This is a genomic window from Chryseobacterium sp. SIMBA_029, assembly GCF_046535275.1.
Classification (GTDB): domain Bacteria; phylum Bacteroidota; class Bacteroidia; order Flavobacteriales; family Weeksellaceae; genus Chryseobacterium.
On the sequence record NZ_JAWRXA010000124.1, the window covers coordinates 1 to 331 of the forward strand.

1 pseudogene is annotated in these 331 nt (G+C 36.6%); it reads left to right on the forward strand.

What is annotated here, in order from left to right:
* Positions 1–331, forward strand: a pseudogene (locus SB679_RS23490) (zinc permease); the annotation flags it as partial.

Here is a 331-nt window from a genome sequence, read left to right on the forward strand (position 1 = left end):
GAAAGCAGTAATCTTGGGATATTTGTCATTGCAGGAGTTCTTTTGCAAATGATTCTGGAAGCTCTGACCAAAGGTTTTGAGCATGGTCATTTTCATCATCATGGTGAACATAATATCCTTCCTATGGCATTAATGGTAGGGCTTTTCATTCATGCATTTATTGAGGGTATTCCTCTAGCCAATGAAGAACATGAGTTATCTCCTTACCTTCTGGGAATTGTATTCCATAATCTTCCTATTTCCTTTATTTTGGGGGCATTTTTATTTAATAGAAAAGGTGAGTCAAAAAGTTCATCATCTTACCCATCCCTCTTAATTGTTGCCCTTTTTG